Source organism: Rhodococcus sp. NPDC056506, from assembly GCF_042794945.1.
In the GTDB taxonomy this organism is placed as follows: Bacteria; Actinomycetota; Actinomycetes; order Mycobacteriales; family Mycobacteriaceae; genus Rhodococcus_F.
In genome coordinates this window covers 132,957-155,411 of record NZ_JBHTSW010000007.1, presented here as the reverse complement: position 1 = coordinate 155,411, position 22,455 = coordinate 132,957, and the positions used below count along the sequence as shown (strand labels likewise).

General features: G+C 59.4%; 18 protein-coding genes. 14 read left to right on the top strand and 4 right to left on the bottom strand.

The window, feature by feature from the left end:
- Window positions 1-269 precede the first annotated feature (269 nt).
- Together ACFQ6H_RS09495 and ACFQ6H_RS09490 are read left to right on the top strand one after the other, a co-directional pair.
- Window positions 270-533, top strand: coding sequence for a GlsB/YeaQ/YmgE family stress response membrane protein (locus ACFQ6H_RS09495; protein WP_378448617.1), 264 nt, complete (start codon window positions 270-272; stop codon window positions 531-533).
- A gap of 80 nt (window positions 534-613) precedes the next feature.
- Complete coding sequence (locus tag ACFQ6H_RS09490; protein WP_378448616.1) at window positions 614-811, top strand: CsbD family protein; 198 nt, start codon at window positions 614-616, stop codon at window positions 809-811.
- Window positions 812-845: 34 nt separating this feature from the next.
- Here ACFQ6H_RS09490 and ACFQ6H_RS09485 read toward each other — a convergent pair whose 3' ends face one another.
- Window positions 846-1,568 carry a hypothetical protein gene (locus ACFQ6H_RS09485; RefSeq protein ID WP_378645728.1) on the bottom strand — a complete coding sequence of 241 codons (723 nt, stop codon included), beginning with the start codon at window positions 1,566-1,568 and terminating at the stop codon, window positions 846-848.
- 305 nt (window positions 1,569-1,873) lie between these two features.
- On the opposite strand from ACFQ6H_RS09485, the gene ACFQ6H_RS09480 reads away from it, so the two are divergent.
- The 4 genes from ACFQ6H_RS09480 to ACFQ6H_RS09465 all read left to right on the top strand — a co-directional run bounded on the left by ACFQ6H_RS09480 (window position 1,874) and on the right by ACFQ6H_RS09465 (window position 8,256).
- Window positions 1,874-3,835 (top strand): hypothetical protein, encoded by a 1,962-nt coding sequence (locus ACFQ6H_RS09480; RefSeq protein WP_378645726.1) that lies wholly within the window; start codon window positions 1,874-1,876, stop codon window positions 3,833-3,835.
- Window positions 3,832-5,565 (top strand): ArnT family glycosyltransferase, encoded by a 1,734-nt coding sequence (locus ACFQ6H_RS09475; RefSeq protein ID WP_378645724.1) that lies wholly within the window; start codon window positions 3,832-3,834, stop codon window positions 5,563-5,565. The genes ACFQ6H_RS09480 and ACFQ6H_RS09475 overlap by 4 nt, the downstream gene beginning before the upstream one ends.
- A 46-nt stretch (window positions 5,566-5,611) precedes the next feature.
- Window positions 5,612-6,760: a beta-mannosidase gene (locus ACFQ6H_RS09470; RefSeq protein WP_378645722.1), complete on the top strand. Its 1,149-nt coding sequence runs from the start codon at window positions 5,612-5,614 to the stop codon at window positions 6,758-6,760.
- 572 nt (window positions 6,761-7,332) lie between these two features.
- Window positions 7,333-8,256 (top strand): UTP--glucose-1-phosphate uridylyltransferase, encoded by a 924-nt coding sequence (locus tag ACFQ6H_RS09465; RefSeq protein ID WP_378645721.1) that lies wholly within the window; start codon window positions 7,333-7,335, stop codon window positions 8,254-8,256.
- On the opposite strand, the gene ACFQ6H_RS09460 is transcribed toward ACFQ6H_RS09465, so the two are convergent.
- The 3 genes from ACFQ6H_RS09460 to ACFQ6H_RS09450 all read right to left on the bottom strand — a co-directional run bounded on the left by ACFQ6H_RS09460 (window position 8,250) and on the right by ACFQ6H_RS09450 (window position 11,773).
- Window positions 8,250-8,576, bottom strand: a complete 327-nt coding sequence (locus tag ACFQ6H_RS09460) for a helix-turn-helix domain-containing protein (RefSeq protein WP_378645719.1) — start codon at window positions 8,574-8,576, stop codon at window positions 8,250-8,252. The two genes, ACFQ6H_RS09465 and ACFQ6H_RS09460, sit on opposite strands and share 7 nt — an antisense overlap.
- 261 nt (window positions 8,577-8,837) lie before the next feature.
- Window positions 8,838-10,274, bottom strand: a complete 1,437-nt coding sequence (locus ACFQ6H_RS09455) for a glycosyltransferase (RefSeq protein ID WP_378645808.1) — start codon at window positions 10,272-10,274, stop codon at window positions 8,838-8,840.
- A 29-nt stretch (window positions 10,275-10,303) separates the two neighbouring features.
- On the bottom strand, window positions 10,304-11,773 hold the full coding sequence (locus ACFQ6H_RS09450) for a hypothetical protein (RefSeq protein WP_378645717.1): 1,470 nt from the start codon (window positions 11,771-11,773) through the stop codon (window positions 10,304-10,306).
- A gap of 872 nt (window positions 11,774-12,645) precedes the next feature.
- Here ACFQ6H_RS09450 and ACFQ6H_RS09445 point away from each other — a divergent pair.
- From ACFQ6H_RS09445 to ACFQ6H_RS09410, 8 genes are all read left to right on the top strand, one after another.
- Window positions 12,646-14,166 (top strand): sugar transferase, encoded by a 1,521-nt coding sequence (locus tag ACFQ6H_RS09445; RefSeq protein WP_378645715.1) that lies wholly within the window; start codon window positions 12,646-12,648, stop codon window positions 14,164-14,166.
- 91 nt (window positions 14,167-14,257) lie between these two features.
- Window positions 14,258-15,550, top strand: a complete 1,293-nt coding sequence (locus ACFQ6H_RS09440; protein WP_378645713.1) for an O-antigen ligase family protein — start codon at window positions 14,258-14,260, stop codon at window positions 15,548-15,550.
- Entirely contained in the window at window positions 15,551-16,306 is a 756-nt protein-coding gene (locus ACFQ6H_RS09435) for a WecB/TagA/CpsF family glycosyltransferase (protein WP_378635433.1), read from the top strand.
- Window positions 16,303-17,199: a glycosyltransferase family 2 protein gene (locus ACFQ6H_RS09430; protein ID WP_378635436.1), complete on the top strand. Its 897-nt coding sequence runs from the start codon at window positions 16,303-16,305 to the stop codon at window positions 17,197-17,199. Before ACFQ6H_RS09435 ends, ACFQ6H_RS09430 begins: the two co-directional genes overlap by 4 nt.
- The gene (locus tag ACFQ6H_RS09425; protein WP_378645711.1) at window positions 17,196-18,287 is read left to right on the top strand and encodes a hypothetical protein; all 1,092 of its coding nucleotides are present in this window, start codon (window positions 17,196-17,198) and stop codon (window positions 18,285-18,287) included. Before ACFQ6H_RS09430 ends, ACFQ6H_RS09425 begins: the two co-directional genes overlap by 4 nt.
- 124 nt (window positions 18,288-18,411) lie before the next feature.
- On the top strand, window positions 18,412-19,071 hold the full coding sequence (locus ACFQ6H_RS09420) for a polysaccharide pyruvyl transferase family protein (RefSeq protein ID WP_378645709.1): 660 nt from the start codon (window positions 18,412-18,414) through the stop codon (window positions 19,069-19,071).
- Window positions 19,072-19,080: 9 nt separating this feature from the next.
- A complete protein-coding gene (locus ACFQ6H_RS09415; protein WP_378645706.1) occupies window positions 19,081-20,523 on the top strand; it encodes a lipopolysaccharide biosynthesis protein in 1,443 nt (480 codons plus the stop codon).
- Between the two features lie 99 nt (window positions 20,524-20,622).
- On the top strand, window positions 20,623-21,975 hold the full coding sequence (locus ACFQ6H_RS09410; protein WP_378645703.1) for a UDP-glucose dehydrogenase family protein: 1,353 nt from the start codon (window positions 20,623-20,625) through the stop codon (window positions 21,973-21,975).
- Window positions 21,976-22,455: the final 480 nt, after the last annotated feature.

Sequence of the window (22,455 nt, the reverse complement as noted above, 5' to 3'; positions counted from 1 at the left end):
TGACGCTGATCATGTGTGGGTCGGTGAGTGTTGTTCGTCGTATGTGTTGAGTAGCCAGTCGTTTTGGTTCTGTCGTGACCACCTGATAGAAAGGTAAGCAGACAATGTGGCTGCTACCGAGTGCACGATCTCCCGCGTCGTGCGGCGGAGAGTCCGGCTGTGTGCAAACACAACCCGCGATCACGGTCTAGTTGCGCGGGCCGATCGCGTGGAACTCTCCCTTCGCCGGCAGTCTCTCATTGCGCCGTCCCTTACCTCAAGGAGTCACAATGCTCTCACTCGGAATCATCGCCTGGATCATTATCGGTGGACTGGCGGGTTGGATCGGCAGTAAGATCATGAAAACCGATGCCCAGCAAGGAATTTTCCTCAACATCGTGGTCGGTGTCATCGGCGGCCTGATCGGTGGCTTCCTGCTGCGGGTCTTCGGTTTCGATGTCGAGGGTGCAGGCTGGATCTTCAGCTTCCTCACCTGCCTTCTCGGTGCCGTCATCTTGCTGTTCCTGGTCAAGGCAGTCACCGGAAAACGCTGACCCACATCTATTCCACGCTGTTCGAGTTCGTCCGAATCCCACGACCGAATCTCACGGCCGAATCCTAGAAGGAGAAACACATGTCCGACTTCATCGACAAGGCAAAGCACCGCGCTGAGGATCTCATCGGCGAGGCGAAGGAAAAGTTCGGAAATGCCACGGGCAACGATGATCTGGCTGCCGAAGGTGTTGCCGATCAGGGCGAGGCAAAGGTCAAGAAGGCCGGAGACGCTGTCAGTGACAAGGTCTCGGATATCAAGGACAAGTTCACCAACTGAGTGAGCTTCGGGCGCGGTTGATCGGCAAGTCCGGTCAACCGCGCTTTTGTGTGTCTCCTCGGCCGTTGCGGCTACCGCGATACGCGAACTTCCGCGTTTCCGCGAGCCACTCCGGAAGCATGCGCATGTGGGTCGGCCTGTGCAGAATCGGATCGAAGGACGGCTGGAGGCAATCCGGGTGGTCCGCGACTTCGTCGAGGCAGAGGTGTCCGATCGGAATCAACTGAAGTTGGATTCTCGCAAGGTAGACGGAGAAGTGCAGAGGGGAATGATCGACGGCCGCCTTCAGCGCGGGCAGTGAAGTGCCGGTCGGGTGGACGCCGCGCGGTGTCACGATCAGCCACGCTGCGGCGCCGCCCGCGCGTGAGTACGGAACCAGTGTGCTGTATCTCGCGCCGTTCCATGAGAATGCCGGAGCGGGAAACACTTTCGAGAAGGTGGAAAGTCCTGATGTTGCGAGAAGAATGTCCCACGGGATTTCATCGGCGCCGACATCATGCAACCGAAGAGCCAGGCCGAGTACGTCTGGTAGGTCCCCCGGTGTTCCGAGTGCCTTCGACATTCGAGCGCTGACGGTAATCGTCGACGACTCCGATACCGGCCACCAGGGAGTGGCCGGTTTCAGTGTTCCCTTCAGCTCGAGCCCGTAAGGGTGGAAAGCCCTGGCCCTGCGCAGCGATGATGCGAATTGGAACGGTGCAGCGATCAATGTTCCGATCGCGCTCTTGCCGACGGGGATGATCGAATTGATCGTCACGGGATCCTTATCTGAAAACTTTCCGCCTGCGAATCGCCCAGACTGGACGGACGTTCAGGCGTTTTGACGGGCTTTTTGGCGGCTTCTGTCGGCTTCCCAGTGGCGGTGATTACTAATCATGTGACGTGCCGTAACAAAAGTCTCGCCCGTCGGGATAATTAGCCAAACGCACAAATTGGTCGTTATGGTTTGTTTGTCCGTAACGGTGCGATCGGACCTGTGACCGTCGCGAACTGGCGAGATTGCTACTCGTGATTTGTGTTTGGTGATCGCGCGGAAACAAAAGATGTCGAGGAGACACATTGATGGGCCACACTCGAACCTGGCTGACGCGCGCGCTGGCAATGCCGGTGGCTGTCGCGGTTACTTTAGTGCTTCCGCTCGGCACTGTGGCCTCGGCCCAGGATTTCGAGGACGACTCCGACATTTCGGTTGTCGCCCCAGCTGTTACCCCGATCTCCTTCACCGAACTCGGGCGGGGAACAGACATCGTGTTCTCCTCCGACGACGCGCCCGTGTTGGTGACCGTGCCGGTGCCGGACGGACTGACCGCAACTGCTGTGACCGGCATCCTGACTGCCCCGACCGACTTCAGTCGGGGGTGGCTCGAAGTGACTGCTGACGGACGTCTGGTAAGCCGCGTCGATTTCGACGCAGGGCAAGCCGGAACCGGTCTACCCATCTCGGTTCCCTTGCAAGGGCTCGAAGTAGTCGACCGAAGCGTGACCGTGTCGATGATCGCTCACCTCGTTCCCGTCGACAACCGCTGCTACGACAGAACGAGATACCAGCCCCTCGCGCTCCGGGATGCCTTTGTCGCCTACGACGGTACCGAGCAGCAGCCGACAACTGTGGCAACGTTCTTTCCTCCGATTTTGAGGAAAGCAACCATCTACGTCACGGACGGCTCGTCGGGGTCGCAGCAGAGCGCGGCTTTGCAACTGAGTGCAGCAATTGTCAACAAGTACGGAAGTCAGCCCGATGCCGTGGTGGTGGAGCAGCTGCCGAACGGCCAGAGCCTACCGTCCGCCGAGCCGGGACTCTTCGAGCGAGCTGTTGTGCTCGGCAACAGCGGGGACGCCGGCATCGATCTTGCGTCGACTCCGAATGGTTCACCTGTGCTGCGGATTTCGGGGGACGACAAGACACTCGTTCCTCAGGTCAGTCTCTTGGCGGCGAACTTCGACGGCTACTGGGCAGCCAGTAGAGCGCTTGCATCGCCGGACAACACAGTCGCCCAGATCTCCCAGGACGCGATCACCGTCGGGCAACTGAAGCTCGGAACGTTGACAGCTTCCGGTCTCAATCACATCGAGGTCGACGTCCCGTTCAGCCAATCGCAGTTGGGGCGTCCGATGAAGGACGTGTCGGTAAGAATGATCGGTTCCTATGTGCCGTTGCCGAATTCGCGCAACGGAGAGCTTTCGATCTCGCTCGGGGATACGAGACTTGCCTCGCAAACGGTGAACGAGACCGGGCGCTTCGACATCGGGGTCGATGTTCCGAACGAACTCCTGCGGCGCGATTTGACGTTCGAGGTCTCGATGGACGTGACCGGTGACTTCCAGTGCGGCACAAGTAGTCCTTCTTCCCTCACCGTCGACCCGGCCAGCACCATCACCTCCTCTACCGGATTTCCGCCGACGCCTGGAGGATTCCAGGCCTTGCCGCAGTCGATGCTGCCCACGCTCGACGTCGGTTTGAGCCGAGGTGATTTTGCAGATCTCATCCGAGCTCAGCGCCTAGTTGTCGCGATGCAGCGGTTGAGCTACCTGCCGATGCAACCGCGTGTGCTTCCGTTCGGCGAAGCCGCGACCAGTTCGCTGCCGGCGTTGTTGATCGCGGCGGACGGAACCCTGCCCACTCCGGTTGCTCTACCGATGGACACTGCAGATCAAGGACTTCTGCGCTTGCAAGGCCTGGAATTCGGTGGGCAATACGGCGCCTTGCAGGTGGTTTCAGGTTCACACAACCAAGTGGTAGCGCTGACGTCGAAGAGTAATGCGGCCGATGCCGACGGTCTGCTCAACTGGTTGGAGGGCGGGAAGGACAGATTCGCAGAACTGACGGGTGATCTACTGGTGGCGCCTGTGGGCGGCGAGCCGTTCGACATCGGCGTCAACGTCGCACCGCTGGGCACTGCGACACCCGCCGAAGAAGAGACCGGCCTGAGCGCGGTCACGATCGGCTGGATCGGATTCGGGACCGTGGTTCTGATCGCTGTGGCCGTCGGCGGTGTGCTCGTGACGAGGCGTCGAGGACAGTGACCGTCACCGATCGCCCGGCCACGTCCGTCGCGGTCCACGACCTGCCGGGCCGCAAGCCCTGGCGGATGTTTGTTGTTCTCTTCGCGATCTACACCGCGTTGGGTGTGTGGATGAACGCCGGCATCGGCTTCATCTTCACCGACTCGCTCAGCCGTGTTGCCGCGGTGTCGGCGATGCTGCTCAGCCGTGATCCGCACTTCGCGGCGATCGGATTCGTGTTCACGCCGTTGACGGCGGCCGTCCAGATTCCGATGGGTCTGTTGGGACACTGGTGGCCGGATCTGCTGCGGTGGAACATCACTGCGGTCGTGATGTCTGCGGCGTTCATGGCTGGTGCGGTGATTCAGATACGCGGGATCAGTCGCGACCGCGGGTGTGCGCGATGGGTCACCGTCGTCCTTACGGTGTTGTTCGCCGTCAATCCGATGATCGTCATGTACGCGGCGAGCGGAATGAGCGAAGCCCCGTTCCTCTTCTTCGTTCTGTGGGCGACCCGTCGTCTGATTCGGTGGATGCGCAGCGACGACGTGCACGACCTCATCGGTGCCGGCCTCGCATTTGCACTGGCGTACCTCACTCGATACGACGCATTGGCACCGCTGTTCGTCGCAGTGGTGCTGGTGACTGTGGTGAGTTGGCGTCGTTTTCAACCGACCGCGGAGGAGCGGGGCGACGGTGCGGGACCTGGCTTGCGGCTCTGGGCAGCGGCACTCGACGGTGCCGTCGTGATGATGCCGGGGTTCCTGGCGTTCGTCTTGTGGTCGTTTGCCAGCTGGCTCATCACGGGCCAAGCGTTCCAACAGTTCTCGTCGGTGTACGGGAACAGTTCCATCCTCGAGCAGGCTGGGGCCGGAACCGACTCACCGATTACACGCCTTACCTTCTCGATTACCGAAATGGCCGTACTCGGGCCGGCGCTCCCGGTGTTCGCGGTCCTGGCAATCGTCTACGCACTCCGACGGCGGGACACCGAAGTGGTCGTGCCTCTTGTGCTGTTCGGCGCGATCCTCGGCGCTCAGACGTTGCTCTACGTGATGGGCTCGACGTTTCCCCTTCTGCGCTTCTACATTTCGATAATTCCGCTGTGCTTCGTGCTGGTCGTGCTGATCGCTCCACGTGGCATTCCGGTCGTCACGCGTCGGCCGGGGGCTGCTGCGTCACGCTCGGTATCGACATACCCCGAGCAGTCGGGACCTTCTCTGCCCCTTGTGATCTCTCTGTGCCTGCTGGTGGGCTCGACGTTGGTCACGTTTGTCGCGATGGGTAATGCCCGGCTCGCAGTGCTCGAGCATTCCATTGCCAGCGCGATCATTCCGGGCCGGCAGAACCTCGAGGAGCAGACGAATCTCCGCACGTTTGCGGCCGAGCGTCGCATCGCGAAGTATCTGGACGATTTGCATCTGCCGGAGGGATCGGTTCTGCTCGACACCGTGGAGAGTTACGCCGTCGTGGCGTCCTCGAACAACCCTCGGCAGTTTGTCGTGCCCTCCGATGCGGACTTCGTGCGCGTACTGAACAACCCCGCCGAACACCACGTCGAGTACATCCTGTCGGTTCCGAACACCGGTCGTGGCGTTTCGGACGCCGTCAATCGGCGTTACCCGACGATGTACGACACCGGTGCAGGCGGAGTCGGAGCGCTGGTGCTCGAAGTACCCAACGACGGCGGCATGGACCCGTCGGCCTGGCGTTTGTACCGCATCACGGGTGAACGCCAAACGGGTCGATGAGGCAATTCGTGTGGGAGGATTGTCCGTATGACGTGGATGGTTGCAGATGTCTTCTGAAGAAGTGCGTCCGCGTGAGCGTGGCGCCGTCCGGCGCCGTGTCGCTTCCGCTGTAGCCGCCGTTGTGACCGTCGCTGCGGTCGTGGGCGTGTTCACGATGCCCGCAGGCGCCGATTCTCCCAAGCAAGTTCGGGTCGGAGCGTCGTCGAACGGACTGACGCTCGACGGCCAGCCTTGGTGGCCTACCGGGCTCAATGCCTATCAGCTGGCCACTGATTGGTCGGTGAACTTCGGCTGTGGAGCCATGGTCGACCTCGACGCGTACTTCGGTTCGCTGCCACCGAACTCCATCACACGCTTCAACGCCTTCCAGGCTCTTGCGGTGAACAAATTCTCCGGAGAGATGGATTTCGGCCCGATGGACGCGGTATTCGACGCTGCGGCGCGACACAACCAGCTCACTATTCCGGTGCTCTCACCCCAGGACAGTGGGTGTGATGACGGGCAATTCAAATCCAGGGATTGGTACACCGACGACTGGAAGGTCGCGAACCTGATCCCGGGTCGAGCCACCATGAGCTTCCAGGACTGGATGCACACCGCCGTCGACCGCTGGAAGAACGAGCCTTCCATCGCGGCGTGGGAATTGGTGGGGGAGCCGGAGCCAAGTCTGTGTACCGACGCGGCCTGCAATTGGTGGACGAGAACGTGCCCGTCTGATTCCGCGCAGGTGTTGCGGGAGTTCTTCGACACGGCAGGCGCCGAGCTTCGGGCGATTGATCCGAACACTCTGATCACGGCGGGATACGTCGGGGGCGGTCAGTGCGGCACTGCTGGTGACGACTACCAATACGTGAGCGAGTCCGACTTCGTCGACGTTCTGCAGTATCACGACTACGGAGCGGACGGAGTACCGCTTCCGGGCGATCAGTGGAACGGACTGGCGCGTCGCATCGAACAGGCGACGACCGTCGGGAAGCCGTTGTTGGTCGCCGAGACAGGCGAATTGGCGGGCAGTTGTGAATCACTGGCGACCAGAGCCACGAATATCGAGACAAAGCTGACGGGGCAGAAGGCGGCCGGCACGGCTGGAGCCCTCCTGTGGTCCTTCGTGCCGGATCCACGGCCGAACGAATGCACGATGGACATCGGGCCTGACGATCCACTCTTCGACGTGATTACTTCACTGGCAAGTTAGGGCACTGCTAGTAGTCCACTGGGAGTGCCGGTCAGTGGGAATTTAGATAAAGATTCGATAACAACCCAAAGTGTCGATGTTGCCGACTAGCCGTATTTCGTTCGCAACCAATGGCATTCGAAGAGATTCACCTGCGAGTAGCCGACCCTGAGCACCGGCTCGGGTGTCCGGGACCATCGATGCGGCGCCTCGAGGACCTACGTCCGGGTCGGACGGGGACGGTCCGGTCAAGGTGCAGAGCTCGGAAGTTGCGTCGTACCTGTCCCTTTGGTCAGCAGCGACGTCCCGCCGTGGTCAACGTCGAAGAACGATCACAACCGTTCGCCGCGGTAACGGGTAGTGAGCGGACCGTGGTGCCGCGCTCGCCGAAGTGACACAGCTGGCCGGTGTGTAGCTTTCGCGCGCAATGAATTCCGAATTTCAGCCAACTTGCGACGGCTTCGGCAGACCGGTAGACCTTGTGCGCAGGCTGTACATGCGATGTGAGCTTTCGGTCGTCGGAAATGAGGGGACGACCGCTTCATGCGCGTAACGGTAAGTGAGTAAACATCGCGTGAGCGGAGAGGTGAACGATGACTGGGTGCGCTGAACGACCTTTCAAGACTGCGGTGGTACCGGCTGCCGGGATGGGGACCCGTTTCCTTCCGGCCACCAAGACGGTTCCGAAAGAGTTGCTTCCCGTTGTCGATACACCAGGGATCGAGCTTGTCGCGAGCGAAGCGGCGCAGGCCGGTGCGGAACGTCTGGTGATCGTCACGGCGCCGGGCAAGGCATCGGTGGTCGGCCATTTCGTCGAGGATCTGGTGCTCGAGGGCAAGCTCGCCGCTAGTGGAAAGCACCATCTACTCGAGCGTGTGCGTCGGGCTCCAGGCCTGATCTCCGTGGAACCGGTTGTACAGGAATCACCACTCGGCTTGGGGCACGCCGTCGGTCTTGTCGAATCCGTGTTGGACGCGGACGAGGACTCGTTTGCGGTGCTGCTTCCCGACGACCTGGTTCACCCCTGCGGCGTTCTCGACGCGATGGCGAAGGTGCGTGCCGAGCGCGGTGGTTCCGTGCTGTGTGCGTTCGACGTCGCGCCGGATCGTGTTGGTGCCTACGGAGTGTTCGACGTGCAAGCGCCTGCGGAGGGCGACGATCCGGATGTGCTTGCCGTCGTCGGCATGGTGGAGAAACCGGACCCGGCGGATGCTCCGTCCACTCTCGCCGCAGCCGGACGCTATCTTCTCGACCGCGCTGTGTTCGACGCGCTCAGAAGAATCTCTCCAGGGCAGGGTGGCGAGCTGCAACTGACGGACGCGATAGCGCTGTTGATCGCGGAGGGGCATCCGGTTCACGTCGTCGTCCATCACGGCACCCGCCACGATCTGGGTAATCCGGGCGGCTTTCTGCGAGCCTCTCTCGACCATGCGCTCAGTCACACCGAGTACGGACCTGAATTGCGAGTCTGGCTCAAGGAACGGTTGGATCAGCCGGATCCGCAGTTGACCTACTGACTTGCGAGGGTGTGCGACGCGGAGCGTCTCGCCAGTTCATCGGCGAGCTCTTGCGTGCTGAGCGACGACAGAGAAATCGGCTTGTCGTCCAGGTCCGACTCTTCAGGAGTCATGTAGCCCGCCGCGACAAGAACTTCCTGAACGTGGACGTCGAAGACGCGGCACGCAGTTCTGATCGTGTCCTGCGTGGGAGGGCGTTTCGCGGACAGCCACCGACCAAGCTCGGAGGGGCGTATTCCCAGCGCACGCGCAGCATCGGCCACGTCTGATTCTTGGCGAAGTTCCAGTTGATGCTTCACCCATTCCGAAAAACCGCTCATACCGGTCATAGTGCCTGAGTGCTGCGCGGTAAGCCAGCGCCGTCTCGGCGCTCAAGGTGCTCGATGGCTGATCTGTGATCGTTCGGCAACCATTCACCGCGATTCTCGCGTATCGGCAGTTAAGTTTTGTGACTGGATTGTGTGTTTACCGCAACCGTCTAGCTGTGTGTTTTCCGTTGAAACTCGAAATCGGGTGAAATTGTGGGTGAGGCGGATCGGTAGACACAACTCACACCTGTGTAGAACGCGAGGGTTACTCGCTCACGTGTTCAGACCGTGGAATGTTTTCTCCCAGTAGGACGGGTTGCGAATCAATTGGTAGGTCCCCTTGATCGCCGCGATGCTCATCAGCACCCAGTACAACGGAGCCGTGAGACAGGCGAGGAGGAGCATCGCGTTTCGCGTTTCGCGGCACGCCACGAGGTTCATGTAGAGAACAGCCGCATTGCCGAATGCCAGCGAGATCAGGGCGGGGAAATAGACGTAGTTCGGGAAGATCTGGTGGATCACTTCAGGTTGTCCGAGAATCCAGTCCAGACTGATGAGCCAGAACACCATGTTCAAAGTGGCGACCAATGGTGTGCCGGCCATGAGAATCGTGAATCGGAGAAAGCCGATCGGGCCTAATCCTCGCCACAATTTCACGGGTTGGCGCATGTGGACGAGCCACGTCTGCAAATAGCCCTTGTACCAACGCGAGCGCTGGCGGATCCAGTTGATCGTGTCGCTGTTGGCTTCTTCGAGTGTGGTCGAATTCAAGACCGCAGTGCGGTATCCGCTCTCGGCAATCCGCACGCCGAGGTCTGCATCCTCCGTGACATTGAAAGGATCCCACGCGCCGATCTCGTCGAGGACGCTGCGTCGTAGGTGATTCGAGGTGCCGCCGAGAGGTATCGGCGAATTGCTCCGCATCAACCCAGGGAGGATGAAGTTGAACCACAGCGCGTAGTCGGCGGTGAACCACGCGGTCAACAGATTCTGAGTTCCGTTGTGGAATGCAAGTTTCGCCTGAACACACGCGGTGTTCTCGGGAAGCCTTGCGAAAGTTGCGACCACTCGCCGTAATTGGAGTGGATCGGGGGAGTCCTCGGCGTCGTAGATCGTGACAATCTCGCCGGTCGAGAAATGTAGACCGTAGTTACAGGCTTTCGGTTTGGTCCGTGGATCGGCGGCGGGCACCTTCAGGATGCTGACGACCTCGTCCACTCCGGCGGCAAGAGCAGCTTCGATAGTGACGGCGTCATCCTCCTCCAGCAGGAGCAGGACTTGCATCTTGTCTGCCGGATAATCGATCGCTCGCATGGCTGCGATGAGGTCGCCGACGACCTCCGGTTCGTTGTATGCGGGGACAAGAATGGTGTAGGTGGGAAGATCGTCGTACGAAAGAGCAAGTGCCTCTTCGTCACTGATTGTCATGATCGAGGACGCATCGAGACCCCTCGTGAACAGAATCAGCCGGTCCACCATCGCCCAGATGTATCCGATGGTGCAGATCAATGTCAGCGCGATCAGAGTTGGAACGAGGACGAAAACGAGGCTGACGACCACCAACGCAAAGGCTGCCAACAATGTGTTTCGCTGCCACGGATAGAAGGCCACGGAGGCGGATGAGATCGGATGGCGCTCGCGTAGACCATTTATTGCATCATGCAAGGCGGCCTCCCGGTACTCCGGCGTATCCGGGTCGCCGCTGACCACGACACTGTTGGCCTGGCTTAGGTTTTCGTTCACCACGTCTGAGCCTCCACGAGTAGTCGAGCGAGTGCTTCGAGCATGTCCAGGTCTTTGTACTCGGATTCGGTGTCTTCGGTCGAGGTTTCACCACGCAGTAGTACGGCGAGCGTATTTCTACCGTTGGACGCCATCGACGGCTTCGGTTCGGGGAAGTAGGCGTCGGGTTCGTGATTGTCGACGCTGATCAGACTGACTCGCTGCGCGGCGCCGTCGCCCCGCGTCCAGACGAAATTGAGATTGCTCCACGTGAGGAGGAGCGTGTCGTCGACGATCGTGTACATCTCGGCGACGATCCCGTGCGGCAACTCCACCGTGACGGTCGGACTGACTCGCGCGTTCTCAAGGTCGTACGTGGTCTTGCTGGGGTACACGGCGAGCGTGGAGGGCCGACGGACCTGGACGACGTCTATCTGCACTGTGCGAGGCCGCATCTGCGAGTCCCAGGCAGGATTCGGAGTGTCGGCTCGAACGGTCTGACGACTCAACTCGGAGGTACTGCCGAAGTATCGACGGGGCCAGTCGTATTCGGATACTGCTATCTGATGCCAGCCCAGAGGAACGACAAGTCGAGGATCGGTCGAGGTCGGGGGTGGACCGACGTTGACGATCAGACTTGTCGGCGGCAGCGGTGTGAAGAACATCAGTACCGCCGCGGCGAAGACCGCAAGGATGGTCCAGTTGCTCGTGGCCGTCGATGGCTTTCGAAGCGGTCGGTCGAATGGTTTCAGAGACTTTCCCCGGCGTTCGTACAGATAGAACGCGCCACCGACGACGATTGCGGTTCCGAGCGCCGGAAACAACTGCACGGCGAAAAGCGGGGCAGTGGGGTACTTCTGAATCGTGACGTAGAGAACGACCACACCGAGCGCAGTCGCGGCGACGAAGGCGATCGCGCCTCGCCTCCACGTTCGGCTGACGGCAATCGTGGTCGCGGCAGATGCGACCAGCACCATCAGGACGCTGTAGTCGAAACGTGTCCCGCCCATCTGGGTCGCGATTGCTCGATAGTGCAGCGGCGCCAAAATGATCGGGACCACCCAGATCGCCCAGTACCGATTGACCGGGCGTAGGCCGAACATCAGAACCGCTGCGCTCCAGACGAATACCCACGCCGCGATCACGTCGATATGCATCAGTTCGTAGGTCTCGGCAAAACGCGGTAGCAGGAGCGCTTGGAGCCCCAATGCGACGAAGAGGCCGATGCAGCCGACTATCTTGTCGGTCTCACGATCGTGAATAGGAAGCTCGGGGCCGCGCCTCAAGTCTGTTCCGACTGCTGCAACCAGGCACAAGAGCGGTAGGGCGAAGACGTAGCCGATGGCAGTTCCGCTGGCCGTGCTCTGCCAAAGCTTGGTCCAGGTAGGCCAGAATGCAAAGATCGTGGCGAGCGCTATCATCAACCACCGCACTGCGAGTCGCGGAATGATCCCGGACTCGGAGCGGATATCACGAATCTTCAACATTTCCAGTTCCATTCGCTTGCTACCCGACAGATCTGCGTGCGATTCGAGGCTGCGCACCGCTAAAGACCGCCGACCGACGCCCTCGGCTCGGCGCCACATGCAGACATTACTTGATCGAGACATATCGCCCACGTCACGCCGAGGCGCCGACCTCTGAACAGTCCGGCCGGCCTTCACATACTCGTATCCCACACAGTGGGAAGATTGAAATCTTTTTTTCGGTGCCCGGCGAGGTTTTTGGCCGATCGAATGGCATGACGAGATTCTCGGCCTCCCGAACTGCTGCACATCGAAGGGCAATTCACCTTCGGATTGCAGAAAGTTCAATCAAGTCCAGCAGATTCGACCCCCGGGGACATAGGTCCCCGGAGTGCAGGGACGGTTCTCGGTTGTGTGGATTCAGGTCCAGTTACCCATGCGAAAGAACTGTGGTCAGCGCTGAGAGGCGATGTCCGCTTTGTGAGCTATTGCGGTCGTTGGGACCTAAGCCCTTGACGTTTCCGCGGATTTGCTGAATAGCTGAATTATAGCTACCTGCTGGTAACTGGAGGGGAAATTGCCTTGCGACATCGTTGCGATCGAACATGAACGATCGTCCAGCATTTGTCGGGCGCCTGCCGAGGCGAGAGTTTGCCGGTTAGAGTCTTGACCTGCAACATCATTCGAATTGAACTCGGGCTCTCGAGATGTTCTCATAGTACCCACGCGGCAAATGCAACGCCCCCAGATTATCAAGTTGCAATGTTGCCGATACCTAAGCGGAACATTTGCTCTTCTTCATCTTTAAGCGTGTGTCTGAGCTTTCAGGTACACACCGGAAATTCCGAAGAACAGTCGGAGCCTGGCGGCTCGCAAACGGGAAGGTTGGTCAGATGTCGGCATTGGACATGTCCATGGCGCCGTCGCTCGGGTATCAGCGTCCGCGCATCGTGCCGGACTCCCGTGCGGAGTTTTCCTCGCGTGCTGCGTGGCAGCAGCGGTACATACGCGCTCTGACAGTGACGGATTCGCTGATTGTCATCGGGGCGGTGTCGGCTGCGCAGTGGCTTCGATTCGGCGCCGCGCCGACCGCCGTCGACGCTCGTGAGCTCGGCCAGTTCAGCTATACCGGTTTGTCCATCGGTGTGGTGGTCGCGTGGCTGGCGACGTTGCAGATATTCAGGACGAGATCCGCGAGTGTGATCGGGAGCGGTCCGGAGGAGTATCGGCGAATCCTGGTGTCCGCGATGAGATTGTTCGGGGTCATCGCGATCGTCAGCCTTCTGCTCCGTCTCGATATCGCCCGGCTCTACCTCGCGTTCGCGTTTCCTGTCGGCCTTCTTGCGCTGCTGGTAAGCCGTTGGCTCTGGCGCGGGGTGATCGTGCGAAGGCGTACTCGCGGTGAGTGCCTCACATCTGTACTGGTGGTCGGCAGCAAGGATGCCGGCGCTGAACTCGCACGAAACTTCGAGCGAGGTAGCGCAGACGGGTTCCGCGTGGTCGGAGTGTGTGTGCCGGGGTTCCTTCGGCGCGCAGACGAGTCCATCGCGGTCGACGGGCGTGACATTCCGCTCCTCGGCGGTGAGACATCGGTAGTCGAAGCGTTGGAACTGGTCGGCGCAGACACCGTTGCCGTGACGGCAACCGAACATCTCGGCTCGGATGGCATCCGAGCGCTTGCCTGGGATCTGGAGTCGCGGGATGTTGATCTGGTAGTTGCGCCCAGTATCGTCGACGTGTCGGGGCCACGCCTGTCGATGCGGCCGGTAGCAGGTCAGCCTTTGATACGGGTCGAGCGTCCGAAATATCATGGTGCGCAGCGCTTTGCGAAATCTTCGTTCGACGTGATCTTCGCGTCGCTGATACTGGCAGCAATTGCACCTGTTCTTCTGGTCGCGGCTCTGGCAGTCAAGCTCTCGAGCCCGGGCCCGGTGTTGTACCGAGCGGAGCGAATGGGACTGGACGGCAAACCATTCCCGATGCTCAAGTTCCGCTCGATGGTACAGAACGCAGACTCACAGGTGTCTTCGTTGATGGCCCAGAACGATGGGGCCGGTGTGCTCTTCAAGATGCGCGACGACCCGCGCGTCACACCTGTCGGGCGCTTCTTGCGCCGATACTCGATCGACGAGCTGCCCCAGTTCGTCAATGTTCTTCGGCGCGAGATGAGCGTTGTCGGTCCAAGGCCGCCGCTGCGTCGCGAGGTCGAGTCCTACGACGGAACAGTCAGTCGCCGACTTCTTGTCAAGCCGGGCATCACAGGATTGTGGCAGGTCAGCGGACGCTCGGATCTTTCTTGGGAAGAGACTGTACGACTGGATCTTTCGTACGTCGACAACTGGTCGCTCATGGGGGATGTCTTGATTGTCGGCAAAACATTGAAAGCGGTATTGGCCAGTGACGGCGCCTACTAGTTTCCCGCCTACCAATATCCGCAACGGCGAAATGACTGACGCTTCGTCTCTTCGGTCCCCGAGCGAATCGACGAACGATCGAAACCGGAAAATGTCGAGCGCTTCATGGGTAGGCATCGTTGCCGGTGCTGCCGCGGCTCTAACCGGAGTATCTCTGCCTGGCCTGCCCTCTACGGTCAATGCTTCGCTGCCAGTTGCGGCACTGTCTCTCGTCATTGCGTGTATGGCATCGCCGTGGGGGAGCGTGGTTCGGTTTCGCTTGCGGGCGATGGACGCTTTCCTTCTGCTGTACGTGACGGCCATCGCTCTGGTCGAGTATTTCGACGTAACCTACACGGACGCGGCCTTTTCACTGTCGACGATTCTGAATCTGGTCGGTGTACTTGCTGTGTACTTCGCGTGCCGACTGGTCGTGACGAGCACAAACGACGGTCTCCGAGTACTCGAGGGCGTCTTCATTGCCGCGATACCAGTTGCCGTGCTGGGGATCTTCCAGATGCTCGGCGGCCGCCAGGTCAGCGAACTTCTGGTGCGATTCACCATCGCGCCGGGATTGCAGGGCAGGCTTGATCTCGGATGGCCACTGCGCGCTACGAGCACTCTCGGTCACTGGACAGCCTTGGGCGGATACCTGGCCATAGCTATCGCCATCGGCTGCTATCTGATTGTGGAGAAATCGGATTCGCGGGCGATCCCCAAGCCTATGGTTCTCGGCGTTGGCATCCTCTTCGTCGCTCAGGTGTCGACATTTACGTTTGCGCCGATCATGGTCGCGATCGTGACGATGCTCTACACGGCAGTGCAGGTCAAGATTCGTTTCATCGGCCTTCTCTCTCTGGTAAGTATCGGCGCCGCGGCATATTTGCTCTTCGACGAGCAAGTTGGCGATCGACTGACCTCGCAACTGAGTACCCCGTCGAAAGACGGTCTCCCTTCGTGGATTCCCGAAACCATCAGATATCGGGTCGGGATCTGGAACAACGAGACCATCCCGGCTGTCCTGGACAGTCCGCTGTTCGGGCACGGCGCGAACGTCTACAACCGTATCTCCACAGGGACGGCGCCCTCGACGTTGCGATGGCCGTCTCCAGAATCCGAGTGGATGAGAACCGCTGTTGCCAGCGGAGTTGTCCTGGCCGCTCTGGAGGTTGCACTTCTCGTCTACGCCGCTCACAAGGTATGGACTGCCTCGGACTTGTTGGGTACCAACAACCTCCGCGCAATTGGAACGGCACTGGTCGGGATTCTCGTCATTTCTTCATTTCATTCGCATTTCAGTAGCGGCTCGGTGGCGATGATGTTCTGGATGGTCGTCGCCGTTGTTCTGAGTACGCAAAATTCTTTGACAATGTCGGGCAAGAACAACTTTGGGCGGGTCAGTTGAATGGATACCATCGATCTGTGGGGAATACGCGTGAAACCCTGTGCGCCCGATGATGTCATCGAATGGATCAGGAACAATCAGGGTGAAAAGAAGATTCTGCTGAACCACAATCTGCACAGCACGTATCTCCACCTCACGAACGACAAGTTTCGCAGTCTCTATTCCAATTCGGATCTGACTCTGATCGACGGGATGCCGATACTGGCGGCCTTGGCAATTCGCAGATTTCGGAGACAACAACCGTCACTGAGCGCTTCGCAACGCTGTGGTTCGACGGACTGGATCCCACTGGTCGGTCACATAGACGACGGAATTCGTATCGCGGTCATCGGTGCCAGCGCGAGTTCCAATTCATCCGCTGTGGAAGCAATTTCGAAGATGGTCGAACATGGTGAAGTTCGAGGATGGTGCGGATACGAGGACAAGGAAACCCTGATTTCCGAAGGCTTCGAGTCCCTGCACACGTTTCGACCCGATCTCGTACTGATCGGATTGGGTATGCCGATCCAAGAAGAGTTTCTGCTCGAGCACTGGGATGCATTGCCCGCCGCGGTATTCGCAACAGTAGGCGGGGCTATCGATCAACTGTCCGGACAGCAGCGCCTGGCCCCTCGGTGGACAGGCAAGTTGGGTATCGAATGGCTGTGGAGGCTGGCTTCGGATCCGAAGAGGCTCGCGTCGAGGTATCTGGTGGAGCCATTCAAGCTGTTGCGTGTGACCGTCGAGTTTCAGTTCGAGAGACGAGGAATTTTGTGACCGGTGGAGTTAACGATCAACTTGTCACCGTCGTCATTCCGTCGCTGGGGCGAAGTGAATTGGTTCGCACGATCGAGAGTGTTCGGAACCAGACTCACCGCGATATCGAAATCATCGTTGTGCTGGATACCGCCGTGGACGAGGGTGGCACCGCAGTCGGTGCCGACATCGTGCTGACCACCGGGGGTGGTCGAGGTGCTGCAGTAGGAAGAAATATGGGAGTCACTGCAGCATCCGGACGCTACGTCGCGTTTCTCGACGACGACGACTGGTGGGAAGAAACCAAGATTGAGAAGCAGATCGCCAGTATGACTCGACAATCGACCGAGTTTTCTTACACCGCAACCTACTTTCACTCAGGAAACGTGGTCCGTACGCTTCCGCTGACTCCGTACCGGCAGGGTTCGTCGATGGGCGACTACCTTGTCTTGCGGCCTGGGCTACGGCACGGACACGGATACGTGCAGTCGAGTTCGATCATCTTGACCCGCCGACTCGCCCAACTGGTCGCCTGGGACGAATCACTTTCCAAGCATCAGGATTGGGACCTGGTGGTTCGGCTTGAAGAAGAAGTAGGCGAGAGGGTGTCATATGTCGACGAGCCTCTCGTTCACGTCCAACAGGCCAGCAAGAGTTCAATCTCGACTGTGCGGAATTGGAGGCGAAGCGTCCCGTTCTACGACAAACATGCGTCGTCGTTGGGTAAGACGGCGAGAGGCGACTTCATCGCCACTCAAATACTGAGATCTGCACTGGCTGCCGGCGACGGGCGGGGGATTGTGTACGCAGCAACCGGGCTTTCGAAGTCCCGTGTTCACCCGGCGGCGCTGATCGTCTCGCTCTACGGTGCGGTCGAGTTCGGAAAGAGGCTTCGTCAGCGGGTGGCATCGTGAGTCGACAAATTGTTGTGTGGGATCCCAATCCCTTCAATCCCTACGGAGTGGAAGTTACGCGTGTGATCGCGGATTCGCACAGGTCTGTGCTTCGCTTCGGCAGGCGTGGACAGGCGATCACCCACGGTCTGGTCAAGTCGATCGGTCTTCTCCCTCCGCCTGCAGTTGGCTCTCGCAACATCTGGGTGCTGGGGCAGTACCTGGCGGGGCTTCTTGCATTTGTCGTCTACGCAATCGTTCGGCGCCCACTCGTGGTGGTCTGCTGGATGAATTCCGAGCCGGAACGAAGAATCATTCGTGGCCTTCAGCTTTCGGGATGCCGAACGCTGGTCGTCGTACACAATCCCGTCAAGAGTCGGGACGATGCGGACGATCACTCGATCATCCGTTCCATTCGTTCGGGCGCGAGTGGCTTGTTGGTTCACGACTCTTCGCTCCGCGCGGGAATCGGAGAGCATGCGAATGTCCTCGTCGCCGCTCACCCTGCTTACCTTGCGTGGTCGGAGTCCACTGAAGGAGCGATGCGTCTACCTCGAGACAGTTCGTCGGCAGCCCTCTATCTCGGAAGTGCGCGCGTAGACAAGGGATTCGACGTGTTGCCAACGCTGGCGGAGGATCTCTCTGATCTGAACATCAGGCTGCAATGTGCAATCGGCAGGCTGACGTCGAGCGAGAACGACCTACTGCGTAAGTGCGAGAACATCGACGTTCTGGCCGAACCGTCTACGCATATGTCGGATGTGGACGTGCGCCGATACATGGAGTCCTCGTCCGTGTTGGTGGCGCCTTACCGGGATGTCACTGCGTCCGGAACCATCTTGATGGCACTCACGGTGGGATTGCCCGTAGCCGCCTTCACGTCGGACGTTCTCCTGGAAATGCTTCCCGCCGACAGCCTTGCCGATAGTGGAGACACGAGAATGCTCGCTGATTGTGCTGCCCGAGCAAGCGACGCGGACCGCGCTGCTATTGCAGAAAGCGCTCGGAATCATGACGTCCGCGCGACGCGGGAGTGGGCCCTTGCTGTCAGCACGATGCTCGACGAGACGATTCCCGGTGTCCACTCGGGGGAGGTCGCGAATGTCTGACGTCAAGGTTGTCAACTGGAACCCCAGGAACCAAGTCGGGATCCCAGGTGTTTCGCGAAAGTTTCGAATCGGTCGACGAATCAACAACTTCGGCGACCTTCTAGGCCCAGTCGTGGTCGCATGGATGTCGAAGCAAAGTCGCAGGCGAGTGCAGCGCGGCAAGCGGGACCGAAGGTTGCTGTCGGTTGGGTCCATCATGCACATGGCGAGAACCGGAGACTGCATCTGGGGAACTGGCGTCAACGGCAAGATAACTCCGGACGAATATCGCTTCGAGGCGCTCGACGTCCGGGCAGTTCGTGGACCGCTCTCACGTGAGTTCCTGGAGAAGCGTGGAATTCACGCCCCGCCCACGTACGGCGACCCGGGATTGCTCCTTCCATCCGTCTTTCCCGAACTTGTCGAGGTTGCGAAGAACCCTACGCGCGACATCGTCGTCGTTCCGAATCTGAACGACCTGCCGCGGTGGTTCGACACACCGTCGGTTCTCGACCCAACCGAGGATTTACAGACCTGCCTTCGAACTATTGCGAGCAGTCGACTTGTCGTCGGCAGTTCGCTTCACGCCGTGATCGTTGCCGACGCGCTGGGAATTCCTGCACGTCTGATCCCCTCAGGTTCGGAAGCGGAATTCAAGTATGCGGACTACTACCTCGGCACAGGGCGCGAATTGTCCACCGCACCAACTGTGAAGACCGCGATCTCGATGGGTGGCGTGCCGAGCTTGATGTGGAACGACGGACCACTTCGCGAAGCATTTCCCCACGATCTATTCGGAAGGTAGGCGCACGCGGTGGGATTGGGTACAACCGCTGCGCGCGGCTCCGCTGTCACGTTGGGGGGACAATGGGTCAAGTTTCTCATTCAGTTCACCTCGATCGCTGTACTTGCGAGGGTCCTGAGCCCGGATGACTTCGGCAAGATGGCAATGGTCATGGCGGTGGTCGGAGCGGCAACCGTGATCGGCGACTTCGGGCTTTCTCTTGCCTCGGTACAAGCCTCGGAGATTTCGGAGAATCAGCGATCGAATCTCTTCTGGATCAACACGGCGATCGGATTGCTGCTGACGCTCGTAGTCTTTGCCGCAGCACCATTGTTCGACGGGTTCTACGACGTCGACGGGCTTTCCGACATTGTCAGGGCGGTATCGGTGATCTTCGTGCTGAACGGGCTCACCGTACAGCTGCGAGCGGACTTGACTCGCAATTTGAAGTTCGTGAAACTGACGGTGACCGAAATTGCCGCGCAGGGGATCGCCTTGGCGGTAACGATTCCGCTTGCTCTGTTGCACTACGGAGTTTGGTCACTCGTTGCTCAGCAAATCATCGTCGCGGTGGTGCTCTTGTGCAGTTCGGCGATGCTGCTTCGATGGATTCCGAATCGCCCGACACGCCGTGCAGACATGCGGTCTCTACTGTCATTCGGCACCAACACCATGCTGACGCAGCTAATGACCTATTCGAGTGCGAACGCGGATTCCGTGGCACTCGGAAAACTGCACGGCAGTGCTGAAGTCGGTGTCTACGATCGTGCGTATCAGCTCTTCAAGATACCGATTGCGCAATTGGCCACACCGATGACACGTGTTGCGTTGCCGGTGCTTTCACGAATCACCGACCCTACTGTCTATATGGCATATCTGGTACGTGCGCAGACCGTACTGTGCTACGTCATGCTCGGAGCGTTTGCGTACGCGGCAGCTGTGGCGTACCCCTTGATGGATCTAGTGCTCGGAAGTGGTTGGGATGCTGCGGCGCCGATCTTCCGGATACTCGCTGTAGGTGGTGCATTTCAAGCTTTGTCCTACATCTACTACTGGGTATTCCTCTCCACTGGCCGAGTCGATGTGCATCTTCGATACAGCCTTTTGGGGCGCGGATTGATGATCGTCGCAGTCTGTATCGGCGCAATATTCGGAAGCTTGGGTACGGCGATCGGGAGCAGTGTCGGCTTTGTTGCAGTCTGGTTGATCTACTCGTTTGTCGCCATTCCACGCATCGGAATCGGGACAGGGCCCTTGGTCCGAAGCGCTGCGCGACCGATGGTGCTCTTCACTGCGATGTTCGGCGTCGCCTCACTTTCGCTCACCCTTTTGCAACAGGTTCCGAGTTTCGTAGCGCTCGCACTTGCAGGAATGGTCTGTGTCGTCTTCGTGGGAGTTGTTGCCCTCGCTTCCAGATCGGTGCGTTCGGACTTGAGTGCGCTGGTGGACACGTGCAGAAAGGCGGTCGGTTGACGGCGCCGTTCAACGACCTCCGCAAACGGAGTACTCGGCCACACGGGAGTGGATGCCCCGATCACCTCGTCCACACGAACTTCGACCGAAAGGTTTTCAATGACTGAGCTCCGCCCGACCGAAGCGATTTCGCGCCGGATGACTGTTTTCGGTACCGGATATCTCGGGGCCACGCATGCGGCGTGCATGGCCGAGTTGGGACACGAAGTCCTTGGCGTCGACGTCGATCCGAGCAAGCTTGCGATGCTCGAAGCGGGGGAGGTCCCCTTCTACGAGCCAGGACTCGAAGAGGTGCTTCAGCGCAACATCGCGGCAGGTCGGCTCCGGTTCACGTCGTCGTACGAAGAGGCCGCGGAATTTGCGGACATCCACTTTCTCGGTGTGGGTACTCCTCAGAAGAAAGGGGAATTCGCCGCAGACATGCGGTTCGTCGATTCAGTCGTCGACGGTCTCGCTCCGCTACTGACGCGACCTGCCGTGATTTTCGGAAAATCCACAGTGCCGGTCGGTACCGCAGAGAAGCTTGGTATCCGGGCACGAGAATTGTCACCGGCCGGCCAGGACGTCGAGGTGGCTTGGAACCCGGAGTTTCTCCGAGAAGGATTTGCAGTCAAGGACACGCTGCATCCCGACCGTTTGGTACTGGGAGTGGACCGCAAGCGCCCGGGGCGTGCCGAATCCGTCGCACGCGAGGTCTACGGGAAGATCCTGGACGAGGGAACGCCCTTTGTCGTCACAGATCTTGCAACGTCGGAGTTGGTGAAAGCGTCGGCCAACGCTTTTCTCGCAACAAAGATCTCGTTCATCAATGCGATTTCGGAAGTATGCGAAGCGTCGGGTGCAGACGTGACGGTGCTGGCGGACGCAATCGGGCACGACGAGAGAATTGGCCGAAAATTCCTCAACGCCGGAATCGGTTTCGGCGGCGGTTGCCTCCCCAAAGACATTCGCGCATTCATGGCCCGTGCAGGCGAATTGGGCGCAGATCAAGCTCTTACATTCTTGCGAGAGGTAGACAACATCAACATGCGTCGTCGGACGCGGATGGTCGAGTTGGCGCGTGAGGCGTGTGGATCGTTGCTGGGAGCCCGAGTAGCTGTGCTGGGAGCTGCTTTCAAACCGGACTCGGACGATGTTCGAGACTCACCGGCCTTGAATGTCGCCGGCCAAATTCAACTTCAAGGTGCGGCTGTCAGTGTGTACGACCCGAAGGCGATGGGGAATTCGAAATCGTTGTTTCCGACTTTGACCTATTCGGCGAACACGGAGGAAGCTTGCGCGGGTGCAGATGTCGTCCTGATCTTGACGGAATGGGCAGAGTTTCGGAAGTTGCTGCCTTCGGATCTCGACGACATTGTGCGGAAGAAGGTTGTCATCGACGGACGCAATTGTCTCGAGCCGGCAATTTGGCGAGATGCAGGGTGGACATACCGAGGGCTCGGACGGCCTTAGTGTCTTGCCTGATCGTCTCGGACTCAGCCTCCTGATCGGAAGTCGGGACCAAAGTCTGTTGGTTGATCGTCCAGTCGTCGTCCGAGATTCGGCAGAAGACCCAGTAGCGCAGCGGCATTCATGTTGCGGTGAGCGGTGACTACTGGTGAGTCAACTATTCGTAGCGCACCGAACCGCGGTGTTCGTCGATTCGCTCGCCGATGGTCGATTCGACGTATCGATCGGACGAGTAGGCGTCATGTCTCGGATTGTTGCCTTCGGGTGTTGTGGGTTCATCGTTGGGGTTCGCTGCCGGACTTAGGTCCCGAGCGCAGTGCGTGATGTCTGGCCTACGTCGTTCATCCGTACGACGAGATGTGATGCGATGGGATATATACGGTGCTTGGAGTGGTGAAAAGTCTGATGAGACAGTAAGGTTCAGTTCGGCCCTTCGTGGTGTTCGCTCCCATGGATTCACGGGATCAGCCGCAGTTCAAGACG